This is a genomic window from Nioella nitratireducens (genome assembly GCF_001879715.1).
Taxonomy (GTDB): Bacteria; Pseudomonadota; Alphaproteobacteria; order Rhodobacterales; family Rhodobacteraceae; genus Nioella; species Nioella nitratireducens.
Genome location: NZ_MNBW01000004.1, coordinates 1 through 14,341, shown reverse-complemented (window position 1 = coordinate 14,341; position 14,341 = coordinate 1). Strand labels below are relative to the sequence as shown.

13 protein-coding genes are annotated in these 14,341 nt (G+C 65.6%); 10 read left to right on the top strand and 3 right to left on the bottom strand.

The features are described from left to right. A complete protein-coding gene (locus BKY27_RS04340) occupies window positions 1-897 on the top strand; it encodes an alpha/beta hydrolase family protein (protein WP_071673224.1) in 897 nt (298 codons plus the stop codon). Here the strand turns inward: BKY27_RS04340 and BKY27_RS04335 are convergent. The 3 genes from BKY27_RS04335 to BKY27_RS04325 are packed head-to-tail and all read right to left on the bottom strand — an operon-like array spanning window position 887 to window position 4,375. Beyond that, window positions 887-2,215, bottom strand: coding sequence for a mannitol dehydrogenase family protein (locus tag BKY27_RS04335; RefSeq protein WP_071673223.1), 1,329 nt, complete (start codon window positions 2,213-2,215; stop codon window positions 887-889). The genes BKY27_RS04340 and BKY27_RS04335 overlap by 11 nt on opposite strands. A gap of 3 nt (window positions 2,216-2,218) precedes the next feature. Next, the gene (uxaC, locus tag BKY27_RS04330) at window positions 2,219-3,601 is read right to left on the bottom strand and encodes a glucuronate isomerase (RefSeq protein ID WP_071673222.1); all 1,383 of its coding nucleotides are present in this window, start codon (window positions 3,599-3,601) and stop codon (window positions 2,219-2,221) included. A gap of 21 nt (window positions 3,602-3,622) precedes the next feature. Further along, a complete protein-coding gene (locus tag BKY27_RS04325) occupies window positions 3,623-4,375 on the bottom strand; it encodes a GntR family transcriptional regulator (RefSeq protein ID WP_199559070.1) in 753 nt (250 codons plus the stop codon). A 107-nt stretch (window positions 4,376-4,482) separates the two neighbouring features. Between BKY27_RS04325 and BKY27_RS04320 the strand changes: the two genes are divergently transcribed. From BKY27_RS04320 to BKY27_RS04280, 9 genes are all read left to right on the top strand, one after another. Then, window positions 4,483-5,526, top strand: a complete 1,044-nt coding sequence (locus BKY27_RS04320) for a Gfo/Idh/MocA family protein (RefSeq protein WP_233491774.1) — start codon at window positions 4,483-4,485, stop codon at window positions 5,524-5,526. Next, window positions 5,523-6,539, top strand: coding sequence for a Gfo/Idh/MocA family protein (locus BKY27_RS04315; protein ID WP_071673221.1), 1,017 nt, complete (start codon window positions 5,523-5,525; stop codon window positions 6,537-6,539). Before BKY27_RS04320 ends, BKY27_RS04315 begins: the two co-directional genes overlap by 4 nt. Then, window positions 6,536-7,591, top strand: a complete 1,056-nt coding sequence (locus BKY27_RS04310; protein ID WP_071673220.1) for a Gfo/Idh/MocA family protein — start codon at window positions 6,536-6,538, stop codon at window positions 7,589-7,591. The genes BKY27_RS04315 and BKY27_RS04310 overlap by 4 nt, the downstream gene beginning before the upstream one ends. 53 nt (window positions 7,592-7,644) lie before the next feature. After that, window positions 7,645-8,913 carry an ABC transporter substrate-binding protein gene (locus tag BKY27_RS04305; protein ID WP_071673219.1) on the top strand — a complete coding sequence of 423 codons (1,269 nt, stop codon included), beginning with the start codon at window positions 7,645-7,647 and terminating at the stop codon, window positions 8,911-8,913. Window positions 8,914-9,002: 89 nt separating this feature from the next. Then, window positions 9,003-9,971 carry a carbohydrate ABC transporter permease gene (locus BKY27_RS04300; protein WP_071673218.1) on the top strand — a complete coding sequence of 323 codons (969 nt, stop codon included), beginning with the start codon at window positions 9,003-9,005 and terminating at the stop codon, window positions 9,969-9,971. Beyond that, complete coding sequence (locus tag BKY27_RS04295; RefSeq protein ID WP_071673217.1) at window positions 9,964-11,016, top strand: carbohydrate ABC transporter permease; 1,053 nt, start codon at window positions 9,964-9,966, stop codon at window positions 11,014-11,016. Before BKY27_RS04300 ends, BKY27_RS04295 begins: the two co-directional genes overlap by 8 nt. A gap of 27 nt (window positions 11,017-11,043) precedes the next feature. Then, the gene (locus BKY27_RS04290; RefSeq protein WP_071673216.1) at window positions 11,044-12,123 is read left to right on the top strand and encodes an ABC transporter ATP-binding protein; all 1,080 of its coding nucleotides are present in this window, start codon (window positions 11,044-11,046) and stop codon (window positions 12,121-12,123) included. A gap of 36 nt (window positions 12,124-12,159) precedes the next feature. Beyond that, entirely contained in the window at window positions 12,160-13,359 is a 1,200-nt protein-coding gene (gene uxuA / locus BKY27_RS04285; RefSeq protein WP_071673215.1) for a mannonate dehydratase, read from the top strand. Between the two features lies 1 nt (window position 13,360). Beyond that, window positions 13,361-14,302, top strand: coding sequence for a sugar kinase (locus BKY27_RS04280; RefSeq protein ID WP_071673214.1), 942 nt, complete (start codon window positions 13,361-13,363; stop codon window positions 14,300-14,302). The last annotated feature ends 39 nt before the right edge of the window (window positions 14,303-14,341 follow it).

Below are 14,341 nucleotides of genomic sequence, written 5' to 3'. Positions count from 1 at the left end.
ATGGCCGGGCGCGCCGATCTGGAGCGTCTGCTTGGGGTCCGCCTTGGCGCGGCCCGGTTCGACAGCGTGCAGGTCGTGGGGCAGGCCCCGTTTGGCGATTGGGTGCTGGAGGATCTGCGCATCGACATGCATGGCGAGGGTATTCCCGCCACCTTCCTGCGCCCTGAAACCGGCCCCGTGCCCGCGCTGATCTATTGCCATGCCCATGGCAACCGCTACGAGATGGGGCGCGAGGAACTGACCGAGGGGCGACCCGCCCTGACTGGCCCATACGCGCCCGACCTGTGCCGTCTTGGCATTGCGGCGTTGTCAATCGAGATGCCCGCCTTCGGCACCCGGCAGCAGCCGTGCGAAAGCGCGCGGGCCAAGGCGCATCTGTGGCGCGGCACGACGCTGTTCGGGCAAATGCTGGCGGAACTGTCGGCGGGCCTGTCCTTTCTGTCCGATCATCCGGTGATCGACGCGGATCGCCTTGGCGCGCTTGGCCTGTCCATGGGCAGCACCCATGCCTTCTGGCTTGCCGCGCTGGATGACCGGGTTCGCGCGGCGGCGGCGCTGTGTTCCTTTGCCGATCTCGACCGTCTGGTGGCGACGGCCGCGCATGACGGGCACGGGATCTACATGACCGTGCCGGGGTTGCTGCCGGGGTGGTCCACGGGGCAAATCGCGGGGCTTGCCGCGCCGCGGGCGTTGCAAATCTGCGTCGGGATGCAGGACTGGTCCACGCCCGCCCATGCCTTTGCCCCCGCGCGGGCCGCGCTGGAAGCGGCCTACACGGCCACCCCCGATCAGCTGGAGTTTCATGTAGAAGAAGACCTGGGCCACGCCGAAAGCCCGGCGATGCGGCAGGCGGTTCTGTCCTTCCTGACCCGGAGGCTCGGCGATGTCAGGGACTGAGCGCATCCACATCCCGCACCAAGGTAGCCAGCCAGTCGGCTGTGCCTTCCTCCATGTCGAGCAACGCACAGCCCGCGCGGCAGAAGGCATCGGTGTCGTCCGCCCCGCGCACCATTCCGGCCAGCCGCCCTGCCGCTGGATCGGCAAGGGCGCGCCCGGCCAAGACCTCACGCCGCACAAATGCCAGCCATGCCGCAACCGCCTCGGTCACGTTGGGGGCGAGGTCGCCCGCGGCGCGGCGCAGGTGCCAGACGGGAACCAGACGGACCGGCAATTTCAGGCTGCCATCTTGCGCGATCTGCGCCAGCTCGTGCCGCATCCCGGCCCCTTCGAACCGGTCAAGCAGCGCGGTGCGGTAGGCGGGCGTTGTGTCGGCCACTGCGTCGGGCAGGGTGCTGGCGGCTTCGTCCCAGATACCTTCCACGATGGGGCGCAGGCGCGGATCGCGGATCGCCTCGTGGACATAGCGGTGCCCCGCCAGTTGTCCGGCATAGGCGAGATAGCTGTGCGCAGCGTTCAACAGCCGCAGCTTGCGCATCTCGAACGGGGCCACATCGGGCACGATCTCGACGCCGACCTTGTCCCACGCGGGGCGCGGTCCGGCGAAATCGTCTTCGATGATCCATTCGGAAAACGCCTCGGTCAGCACGGGCTGCGGCTCGTTCTTCCCGGTGATGGCGGCAATCTCGGCGCGGATACCGTCGGTGGTGGCAGGGGTGATCCGGTCCACCATGCTGTCGGGAAACCGGACATGGGTGGCAAGAAAATCGCCAATGTCCAGCCCGGCGGCCTTGGCAAAGCCATGCACCGCATGGGCCAACTTGTGCCCGTTGCCCGAGATGTTGTCGCAGCTCAGCACCGTGACGGGCGCGCCGGCCGCCACCCGCTTGGCCAGCCCGTGGGCGATCAGGCCGACGGCTGTCTGCGGCAACGGAGCCACCAGATCGGCGGCCAGTGCCGCCCCGTCCAGATCCGGCGCGCCGGTGGCGGGGTTCAGGTGATAGCCCTTCTCGGTCACCGTCAGGCTGACGATATGGGTCTCGGGGTCGGCAATCGCGTCGATCACCGCCTGCGGGTCTTCGGGCACCACCAGCACCCGGTCATGCACGGCGATGTGCCGCGCCTCCAACCCATCCGTGCCGCGAATCCCGAGTGTATAGGCAAATCCGCCCGCGGCCAGTGCATCGCGCAGGTCCGGGCGGCGCATGGCGACGCCGGTGATCGCCCAGTTTTCGCCGAGCGCATTGGCGGCGGCGGTGTAAAACGCCTGATGGGCGCGGTGAAAATTGCCGAAGCCGAGATGCAGGATACGGTTCATGGCTCAGTCCTCCAGCCGGTAGGCCATCTTGGCCAGATCGCGCGCCAGCAGCGGCGCAAGGCGCTTGGCGTCGCGGCGTCCAAAGGTGCCCCGCTCCACTTGTCCCGCCAGATGCAGCGCCACACCGCGCCGCCACGTATCGTGACGTGCCGGGATCGACAGGAAGGCGCGGGTGTCGTCGTTGAAGCCCGCAAGGTTCCAGTAGCCCGCACTTTCCACCACCTGGTCGAAATAGCGCCGGATGCCATTCGGGCTGTCATGGAACCACCACGGGGGGCCAAGCCGCAGGCATGGCCAATGCCCCGCCATCGGGGCCAGTTCGCGGGCATAGGTGCCTTCATCCAGCGTGAACAGCAGCACCCGCAGGCGCGGGTCGTTGCCGACGCGGTTGAGCAGCGCGTCCATCCCCGCCACCCAGTCGACCGCATGGGGAATGTCAGCGCCCATGTCGGGGCCGAATTCCGCCAGCAGGGCGCGGTTCGTCGACCGGCGGCTGCCCGCATGGATCTGCATGACCATGCCGTCCTCTGCCGACATCTGGGCCATCTCGACCAGCATGTGCCCGTAATAGGCGCGCCCTTCGCTGGCAGACAAAGCCCCGGCAATCGCCTTGTCATGCAGCGCGCGGATCTGGGCCGGGTCGAGCCAGCGGGTCATCAGGTCGGGCACGTCATGGTCGGTTGCCGTGGCCCCAAGCGCGCGGAAGGCGGCGCGGCGGGTCCGCAGCGCGGCAAGAAAGCTCTCGTAGCGGCTCACGTCCTCTCCGGTCATCTCGCCAAGCCTGGCGAGATTGTCCGCGTGGCCCGACCGGGCCGGGTTCAGCACGTCATCGGGGCGGAAGGTGGGGATGACCTTGCCGGACCAGCCAGACTCGCGGATTGCCTGATGCGCGGCGAGCGGGTCGAGCGCGCCATCGGTGGTGGCGAGGCATTCGAGCCCCATGGACTCGAACAGGGCGCGTGGGCGAAAGGCCGACGTGGCCAGACGCGCGGCGATCTGGTCAAAGACGGTATCGGCGGTGTCCGGCGTCAGGGCCACCTCGATCCGGAGCGTCTTGTAGAGCGTGTGCTCCAGCCAGCCCCGGCTGGGGGTGCCGAGGAACCTGTCCCAATGCTGCGCGAAAAGCCGGAAGATGCCCCGCGGATCGCGGTCTTCGCGGGCGACGCCAATGCCGAGATCACGCAGCGAAACGCCCTGGCTATAGAGCATCCGGAACACGTAGTGATCGGGGATGATCAGCAATTCCGCCGGATCGGGGAAGGCGCTGTCCTCGGCCCACCAACGCGGGTCACAATGGCCGTGGGGCGAGACGATGGGCAGTTCTGCGATGGTCTCGTAGAGGTCTTGGGCAAGGCCGGACAGGGCCGCCTCTTGGATGGGGGACATTCGGGTCCGTCCTTTCCGGGTCTATTCGAAGAAATCGGTATGTGCGGCGATCAGGCTGGACAGCGCGCTGAGGATCGAGCGCAGATGCGTCCGCATGGCCTCGACCGCCCTGTCGGTGTCGCGGCCACGGATCGCGTCCAGAATGGCGCGGTGCTCTTCCAGAAGGCGCGTCATGTGATCGGTGTCGCCGAGCGAGAACACCCGCAGCCGGTCCAGCGCCGCCTTTTCGCGGATCAGCAGGGTTTCGGCCCTCTCGAACCCCGTGGCGCGGGCCAGGGTGGTGTGAAATCGGTCGTCCTGCGCCTGAAAGCCCAGCGTGTCGCCCTCGGCCACCGCGCGGCCCTGAATGTCGAGAATGCCGGTCAGTTCACCGATGACCGCATCGGGCAGGCCCCGCTCGCAAAGACGGGTGACATTGGCCAGTTCCAGGGCTTCGCGGATGAATTGCGCCTCGCGGATGCGCGCTTCGGACAGGCGCGAGACATAGTTGCCCCGGCTTGGGCGGGTCACGATCAGCCCGTCGGTGCGCAGTTGTGTAAAGGCCTCGCGCACGGGGGTGCGGCTGGCGCCGAAGCGTTGGCCGATCTCGTTTTCCGAGATCAGGCAGCCGGGCGGCAATTCCGTGGTCAGGATCGCGGATTTCAGCGCCGCGAAGATTTGCTCCCCGGCAGGGCGGGTCAGGTCCAGCGGCGGGAAGGCGATAGCGGCAAAACCCGGCTCGCCGTCCGCCGTGGCGATTTTGTCGGGACTCTTCGGGGCGTCATCCATGGGCATTTCCGGGCTCCTTCATTTTCCGGTATACCGGTGTGCAGCTCTGTTGACAACCGGTATACCGGTGTGCAACCTGCGGCCAACCGGAACAAGAGGGAGGGCGCGTTTCCGTGGCTGACAGCGAAATATTGACCTGCGTGCTGGTGGGCACGGGCATGGTGGCCCGCACCCACCTGGCCGCGCTTCGGGCTGCGGCGCCAAAGGTGCGGCTCAAAGGCGTGGCTGCCCGGCGGCCCGAAAGCGCCGCCGCCTTTGCAGACGCGGCACAGGGGGCGCCGTTGCAGGTTTACCCAGACATCGCCGCCATTGCCGCCGATCCCGAGGTGGACGCGGTTGTGATCGCCACGCCGCCCGACGCCCGCGCCGCGTTGGTGCGGCCCTTGGCCGAGGCGGGCAAGCATATCTTGTTGGAAAAGCCTGTGGGGCGGATCTCGGCAGAGGCGGAAGAGGTCGTGCGCATCTGCGAAGACGCGGGCGTGCGCCTTGGCATCTTCTTCCAGCATCGGATGCGGGCCGCGTCACTGAAAGCGGCAGGGCTTGTGACCTCTGGAACGCTCGGCGCGCTCGGGCTGGTTGAGATCACCGTGCCGTGGTGGCGCGAGCAGGCCTATTACGACGAGCCGGGCCGCGGCACCTATGCTCGTGACGGCGGCGGAGTGCTCATCAGCCAAGCGATCCACACGATCGACCTCGCGCTCAGCCTCGCCGGGCCGGTCTCGCAGGTGCAGGCGATGGCTGCCACCACGCGGTTCCACCAGATGGAGTCAGAAGATTTCGCCACGGCGGGCCTGCGCTTTACCAATGGCGCGGTCGGGTCTCTGGTGGCCAGCACCGCGAGCTTTCCGGGCGGGGCCGAGACCATCACGCTCCATTTCGACAAGGCCAGCCTGCATCTGGGCTCGGGCGTGCTGACCCTGCGCTGGCGGGATGGTCGCGAAGAGACCTTCGGGGCGACTGCCACCACCGGCGGCGGGGCCGATCCGATGGCCTTCACCCACGACTGGCACCAGGCGATCATCGAGGATTTCGCCGCTGCCCTGAACGAAGGGCGCGCGCCCGTGGCCTCTGGCCGCGACGCGCTGGCTGCCCATCACCTGATCGACGCAATCGCCGCCTCTGCCAAAGAGGGGCGCATCATGGACGTTTCCCAATGACCCGACCGCTGAACATCGCCGCCCTTGGCATTGATCACCGCCATATCTACGGGATGGCCGCCAATATGGTCGAGGCCGGGGCCTTCTTTTCCAAATGGTGGACGGACGGCACGCCCGAAACGCTGGACGGGTTCGAGAAGCGCTTTCCCGACGTGCCACGCGCAGCCAGCAAGGACGAGATCCTGAACGACCCCGAGGTGGACTTGATCCTGATTTCCGCGATTCCGCGGGACCGGGCCGATCTGGCCATCGCCGCGATGGAGGCGGGCAAGGACGTGATGGTCGACAAGCCCGGCTGCACGACGATGGCGCAGCTTGATGCGATCAAAGAGGTCGCGGCGCGCACCGGTCGCATCTGGTCGGTCGACTTCTCGGAACGGTTCGAAGTGCCCGCCGTCACCCGCGCGGAAGAGCTGGTGGCAGAGGGGGCCATTGGCCGCGTGGTGCAGACCGTGGGCCTTGGCCCGCACCGGCTGAACCGCCCGTCACGCCCCGACTGGTTCTTTGACCGTGACGCCTATGGCGGGGTGCTGGTGGATATCGCCAGCCACCAGATCGACCAGTTCCTGCTGTTCACCGGCTCTTCCGATGCCGAGGTCAGCATGGCCAGTGTCGGAAATTTCGCCAATCCCGACGATCCCGGCTTGCAGGATTTCGGGGAACTGGCGCTGCGCTCTGACAGCGGCCACGGATATATCCGGGTCGATTGGTACACGCCGGACGGTCTGCCCACATGGGGCGACGGGCGGCTGACCATCCTGGGCACCGAGGGCTATATCGAACTGCGGAAATATGTCGATGTGGGCGGGGCCGAGGGCACCGACCACCTCGTGCTGGTAAATGGCACGCGCTGCGAAAAGATCTCTTGCGCCGATGCCGGGCTGCCCTACTTCGCGCGGCTGACACAGGATGTTCTGAACCGGACGGAAACCGCGATGCCGCAGGCCCATGCCTTCAAGGTGATGGAACTGGCGCTAAAGGCGCAGGCCATGGCGGAAGGGGGCGCCGCATGATCCGTGTCGCCATCATCGGCACCGGCATCGGCGCGCAGCATCTGGCGGGCTATCGCGCCTTGCCGGACCGGTTTGCCGTGACAACCCTGTGCGATCTGGACCCCGAGCGTGCGAAATCCGTGGCGGGGGACGATCCGGCGATTGCGATCACCGCCGACCTCGACGCCGTGCTGGCCGATCCCGCGATCGACCTGATCGACGTCTGCCTGCCGCCGCATTTGCATTTCCCGGTGTCCAAGGCGGCGCTGGAGGCGGGCAAGCACGTGGTTTGTGAAAAGCCGCTGGTGCGGTCGCTGGCCGAGGTCGATGCGCTCATCGCGGTGGCCGAGGCAGCGGGCAAGCAGGTCTTCCCGGTCTTCCAATACCGCTATGGCCCCGGCACCCAGCAGATCCGGGCGCTGATCGACGCAGGCTTGGCGGGCAAGCCCTTTGCGGCAAGCCTTGAGACCCATTGGAACCGCGGCCCCGACTATTACGCGGTCCCGTGGCGCGGGACATGGGCGGGGGAATCCGGCGGGGCTGTTCTGGGCCATGCGATCCACAATCACGACCTTCTGTGCAGCGTTTTTGGCCCGATATCCGAACTGTCGGCCAGCACGGCGACCCGCGTGAACGAGATCGAGACAGAGGATTGCGGCGCGATCCTGCTGGTGCATGAAAACGGCGCGCTCTCGACAAGCTCGATCACGCTTGGCGCCGCCACCGACAGCACCCGCCTGCGCTTTACCTTCGAGGGGGTCACCGCCGAAAGCGGCACCGCCCCTTATGCCCCGGCCGAAGACCAGTGGACCTTCACCGCCCGCGCGCCCCATGATCAGGCCGCCATCGACGCGGTGCTGGCCGGGCTTGAGGCCCCGCTGGCGGGCTTTGCCGGGTATTTCGACGCCATCGCCGACGCGCTGGAGGGGCGCGGCGGTCGAGAGGTGACGTTGCAGGATGGACGGCGGTCCATCGAATTGGTGACCGCCGTTTATGAAGCTGCGCGAACAGGGCAACGGGTGTCGTTGCCGCTGAGCAGGGCTGCCCCGCTCTACGAGAGTTGGCTGCCATAACCACGGGGGGCAAGCCCCGATTTGAAAGACTTGCATCAAGGGAGGAAGTCGAAATGAAAAAATCCATCATGACCACCACGGCGCTTGCGGCGTTGTTCATGGCTGGCGGCATGGCCGCGCAAGCGCAGGAAGTGCGCTTCATGTGCTATTCCGATGGCAATGAGTGCGAGGTCTATGACGATGTGCTGACCCGGTTCGAGGCGGAAAACCCCGGTATCGACGTGATCGTCGACGTGGTGCCCTATCAGGCCATCCTCGAAAACCTGCCGGTTCAGCTGGCCGCAGGCAGCGGCCCCGATATCGCCAAGGTCACCGACCTCGGCGGTTTGCACGAGTATTATCTCGACCTCGCGCCCTATGTGGACCGCGATTATTGGGAAGCCAGCTTCGGCGGCACCCTCGACTGGTATCGCGGCGGCGCGGGCGATGACGGCCTTTATGGCCTGCACTCGCAGTTGACCATCACCGGGGCCTATATCAACCGGACTCTCTTCGATCAGGCAGGCGTGGATGTGCCGGGCGCGGATGCGACCTGGGAAGACTGGGCCGCTGCAAGCCGCGCGGTCGCCGAAGCCACCGGCACCCAGTTCCCGATGGCGATGGACCGCTCGGGCCACCGGATCGCGGGCCCCGCGATTTCCTATGGCGCGCAGCTTTTTGACGAGGATGGCAACCCGATCCTCGTGGACGAAGGCTTTACCAACTACGTGCGCCAGTTCGTGGAATGGAACCAGGACGGCACCATGGCGCGTGACGTGTGGGCCGGGCAGGGTGGCTCGACCTATCAGGACGCGGCACAGGAATTCGTCAATGGCGAGCTGGTCTACTACTATTCCGGTAGCTGGCAGGTGTCGCGCTTCGACCGTGATATCGGCGACTTCTTCGACTGGCAGGTCGTAGGCTCGCCCTGTGGCGATGGCGGCTGCACCGGGATGCCCGGCGGAGCAGGCATCGTGGGCTTCAGCCAGACCCAGCACCCCGAGGCGGTCGCGGCCGTGATCGACTATCTCGCGCAGGAAGATGTCTACGCCGAAGTCACTGCCCGCACCCGCAACATCCCGGCCCATGCGGCCGTGGCAGCCGCGGGCGTCGAGTATGAAGACACCTCGCCGCAGGCAGCAGCAGCGCTGAACGCGTGGGCGGCACAGGTGCCGAACATCTCGCCGATTGCCTACGCCTATCAGGGCTATGCCGGCAACCGCGCCATGTTCGGGATCACCGTGCAGCGTGTGACGCAGGCCATCGTGGGGGAACTGACCGTGGACGAAGCGATGGATCGGGCCGTGTCCGACCTGGCTGACGCCATGGCCGAAACCCAGTAACCCCACGCGGCGTTTCAATACCAAACACGCATGGCCTTCGGGCCGTGCGTTTCCCCCGCGCCAGCCGCGCCGGGGCAGGGAGGTTCCCCATGCTGTCAATCCTGTCACCGATCATGCGGATCATCGAGATCCCGCTTCAGGCCCTGCAACGCCGTTTCGGCATTCAGCGCCTTGCCTGGGCATTCCTGTTGCCCAACCTCGTGCTTTTTGGTCTGTTTGCGTTCCTGCCGATCATTTTGAATGTCATCTATGCCCTGACCGGCGGCGACAACGTGTTGCTGGGCGACCGGCCATTCGTGGGTATGCAGAATTTCCAGACGCTCGGCGCGTGTTCGAATTACCTCGACCCCAACACCTGCACCAAGGATCTGTTCTGGCGCGCGGTGTGGAACACGGTCTGGTTCGTGACGCTGCAAGTGGGCTTCATGGTGGGCTTCGCGCTGCTGACGGCACTGGTGCTGAACCGCGATATCCGCGCCCGCGGCTTTTTTCGCGGTGTGTTCTTCTTTCCCGTGTTGCTGTCGCCCGTCGTGGTGGCGCTGATCTGGAAGTGGATCCTGCAACGCAACGGCGTTCTGAATGCCGGGTTGGAGGCCATGGGCTATGACAGCTTTGCGTGGCTGGTGGATCGGGGATGGGCCTTTACGTGGTCGGTCTTCCTGTCGGTCTGGGCGCATATGGGCTTTTACACTCTGATCCTGCTGGCCGGGCTTCAGGCGATCCCGCGCGATGTCTACGAGGCCGCGCTGATGGACCGTGCCAGCCCGTGGCGCAGCTTTACCAAGATCACCCTGCCGCTGCTGTCGCCAACGCTGTTGGTGGTGCTGGTGCTGGCCCTGATCAAGAGCGTTCAGGTCTTTGAAGAGGTCTTTGCCTTTACCGGGGGCGGTCCCGGCTCGGCCACGACCTTCATGATCCAGTTCATCTACCAGACCGGCTTTGCCGGGGCGCCCAGGTTGTTCGGGTTGGCGGCGGCCGCCTCGATCCTGCTGGCGCTGGTTCTGGTTTTGCTTACCGCCCTGCAACTCTGGGCCAATCGGAGGAATGTCGATGGGTAAGATCGTAGAGTTCATGACCCGCACACGCGGCGGCGGCAAGATGGATTGGACCGACTGGCTGACCTATTGCTATCTGGTCCTTGGCATCCTGTTGATGTTCGGGCCAGTGATCTGGCTGGTGCTGTCGTCCTTCAAGACCGAGGCCGACCTGCAACGCTTCCCGCCACGTTTCCTACCCTATGCGCAGGAAACGGTAATGGTGGACGGCTACGAAGACCCGCTGCCATTGTTCCAGATCACTGCCGGAGAATATGAGGGGCGGACGTTGGCCCAGTTGCGCCGGGTCGGGCTGGTTGCGCAGATGATCGACCCGGCTGACCCGGAAACGCGCCTGCGTGTCGATATCTCGAACCGCGAACCGCTGGAGCATCTTTCGCTGGCGGTCGAAAATTACACCGGCCTGTTCGAACGCTTCAATTTCCTGCGCTTTCTGTGGAATTCGACTTTCATCACGGTGATGGCCACGGTGATCATGCTGCTGGTCAATTCCATGGCGGCCTTTGCGCTGTCGAAATACAAGTTCCGGGGGCGCATGACCGTGCTGGCGATCGTGATCGGCACGCTGATGATCCCGCAGACGGTGGTTCTTGTGCCGCTCTTCCTGATCACCCAGCAACTGGGGATGCTGAACAGCCTGTGGGGCGTCATCATTCCCGGTGCGGCCACGCCCACGGGGGTGTTCCTGCTCAGGCAATACATGATCACCATCCCGGACGAGATCCTGGACGCCGCGCGCATGGACAAGGCCAGCGAGTGGAAGATCTTCTGGCGCATCATTCTGCCGCTATCTGCCCCCGCCATTGCGGTGTTGGCGATCCTTGCGATCATGTGGCGCTGGAATGACTTCCTCTGGCCGCTGATCGTTCTTAGCCAGACCGAGAATTTCACCCTGCAACTGGCGTTGAACTCGTTCCAGGGCGAGCTGAACACGGAATGGAGCAGCCTCTTGGCGATGACGGTGCTGACGCTTCTGCCGATCGCGCTCGTCTTCATGTTCCTGCAAAAATACATCGCCACGGGCATTGCCTCGACCGGCGGCAAGTGACCGGCGACGGCGAAAGGAGAAACTGACATGGCCAGCATCGAACTGAGAGATGTCCGCAAGAGCTATGGCGCGGTCGACGTGATCAAGGGGGTCGACCTTGACATCAAGCACGGCGAATTCTGCGTCTTCGTCGGCCCTTCGGGCTGCGGAAAATCCACCCTGCTGCGGATGATTTCGGGGCTTGAGGACATCACCGGCGGCGAGATCGCCATTGGCGGCGACGTGGTCAACACGGTGCCCGCCGCCGACCGGGGGCTTGCGATGGTGTTCCAGTCCTATGCGCTCTACCCGCATATGACCGTGCGCCAGAACCTGAGCTTCGGGCTTGAGAACATCAACACGCCCAAGGCCGAGATCGCGGAAAAGATCACCTCGGTCGCCAAGATGTTGCAGATCGACATGCTGCTTGACCGACGCCCCAAGGATCTGTCGGGCGGCCAACGTCAGCGGGTCGCCATCGGCCGCGCCGTGGTGCGCGAACCCAAGGTGTTCCTCTTCGACGAGCCACTGTCGAACCTCGACGCCGAATTGCGGGTCGATATGCGCGGCGAGATCGCCTCGTTGCACCGCCGTCTTGGCAACACGATGATCTACGTGACCCACGATCAGGTTGAAGCGATGACCATGGCCGACAAGATCGCGGTCCTTAAGCTTGGCGAGGTCGAACAATTCGGCGCACCGCTGGAACTTTATAACACCCCGCGCAACCTGTTCGTGGCGGGGTTCATCGGCAGCCCCAAGATGAACTTCCTTGCCGGTCGCATCGAGGATGGCGACCGGGGGGAATTGGTCCTGCCGTCGGGAGAGCGGGTGCTGATCCCGGAAGACGGCTACGACCAGCGACCGGGGCAAGAAGTAACGCTTGGCATTCGCCCGACCGAAATGCAGCCCGCCGCCGATGGCCCGGTCAGCATCGAGGTCAAAAGCGTCGAGCAACTGGGCGGGGAATCCTACATCTACGGCACCACCAGGGATGGCACCCCGCTGACCGTGCACAGCCCCGGCCAGACCCGCGTGCGGATCGGCGAGACCATCGCCCTCGGGGTGCCGCCGGGGCAGATCCACCTTTTCGACACGCAAAGCGGGCTCAGCCTGCTTGGCAGCTAAGACCCTGCCAAGGGGCCATCCGGGAAAGGATATGCGATGAAACAGACATGGCGCTGGTTTGGACCGGCTGACGAAATCTCGATCTCCGAGATCCGCCAGACCGGGGCCGAGGGGATCGTTTCGGCCCTGCACCATGTGGCCCCGGGCGAGGTCTGGACGCCGGGCGATATCGCAACCCGGCAACGGCAGATCGCCCATCCGCAATGTATCGAGTCCGGCCTTGGCTGGGACGTGGTCGAAAGTCTGCCGGTGTCGGAAGCGATCAAGACCCAGACCGGTCCGCTGCGCCCTCATCTCGATGCCTACCGTGAAAGCCTGCGCAATCTGGCCGCTGCGGGGATTTCCACGGTCTGTTACAATTTCATGCCGGTTCTGGACTGGACCCGCACCGATCTGGCCGCCGCAACGCCCAATGGCGGGCGGATGATGGCTTTCGACCTCGTGGAATTCTGCCTGTTCGACTGTTTCCTGCTGGGGCGTAGCGGGGCCGAGGCTGACTACCCCGACACCTTGCGCGCGCAAGCGGCAGACCGCCACGCCGGCATGAGCGACGCGGCCAAGGCTGCGCTGGCCAACAACATCGTCGCCGGTCTGCCTGGGGCGAATGACAATTGGACGCTGGAGGATGTGCGCGCCCATCTGGGCACCTACCAGGGGATCGGGTCCGACCGTCTGCGCGGCCATCTGGTCGACTTCCTGTCCGAAGTGGTGCCGACGGCAGAAGAGCTGGGGCTGCGCCTGTGCTGCCACCCCGATGATCCGCCGTTTTCCCTGCTTGGCCTGCCGCGTGTGATGTCGTCAGAGGACGACTACGCCCGCATCATGGCGGCCGTGGACAGCCCGGCCAGCGGCATCACGCTCTGCACCGGCTCGCTCGGGGTCGCAGAAGATTTCAATCCGGTCCGCTTTATCGAGCGGCTTGGATCGCGCATCCATTTCGTCCATCTGCGCAACACCCGCCGGGCGGGCCCGGCAGCGGGGGACAAGCATTCGTTCCACGAATCCGAGCATCTGGACGGCGATACCGACATGATCGCCACGATCCGGGCACTTCTGGCGGAAGAGGCCCGCCGCAAGACCGAGGGCCGCGCCGATTGGCAAATACCGATGCGCCCGGATCACGGGCAGTCGCTGCTTTCCGATCTCGACCGCCCGGTGATGCCCGGTTATCCGCTGGTGGGCCGGATGCGCGGGCTGGCGGAACTGCGCGGCGCTATGGCGGCGCTTGGGGGCTGAGATGCGCGTGCTCTCTATCGGGGAATGCATGGTCGAACTGGCCGAAGCGGGTGACGGGCTCTACCGCAAGGGGGTGGCGGGCGACACGCTTAACACCGCGTGGTATCTGCGGGCCTTGGCTCCTGACGACTGGCAGGTGGGGTACTTCACCGTGCTGGGGCGCGACACGACCTCGGATGGCATCCACGCGTTCATTGCCGGGGCCGGGATCGGGACAGACTGGATCAGCCGCCATCCCACCCGCGTGCCGGGGCTCTACATGATATCGCTGGATCAGGGCGAGCGCAGCTTCACCTATTGGCGCGACAGCTCTGCCGCGCGGACGCTGGCCGACGATCCGGCGCGGCTGCGTGCGGCCTGCGACGCGGCGGATGTGATATACCTCTCCGGGATCACGCTTGCCATCCTGTCGCCCGAGCGGCGCGCCACACTGCTGGACACGCTGCAAGGCCGCCGCGTTGTCTTCGACCCCAACCTGCGCCCGCGCCTGTGGGAAAGCCCCGAGGCAATGCGCAGGACGGTCGAGGCCGCGGGAGCCTTGGCCGAGATCGTATTGCCCAGCCATGAGGACGAGGCTGCGTGGTTTGGCGATGCCGCGCCCTTGGCGACGGCCACGCGCTATCTGGGGCTTGGCGCGCAAGAGGTCGTGGTGAAAAACGGCGGCGGTGAAATGGCGCTTGGCCAACGCGGGCCGGGCGCGCGGCTGCTGCCGGACCTGCCGCGTGTCGTTCCCACGGACACGACCGGCGCAGGCGATAGCTTCAACGCAGGCTATCTCGCGGCGCGGTTCCGCGGTGCCACGCCCGACAAGGCGGTGCAATTGGGCCATGCGTTGGCCGCGCGGGTCGTTGTCCACACGGGCGCATTGGTCGCTCAGCAAGTGGTGCGGGACGTGCGGTTCCAACGTAACCGCCTCATTGTTACCGCGGCGATTCAGCTTTGATGCGCGCCGCCAGATCGGTGTCATCCACGAAGTCATCAA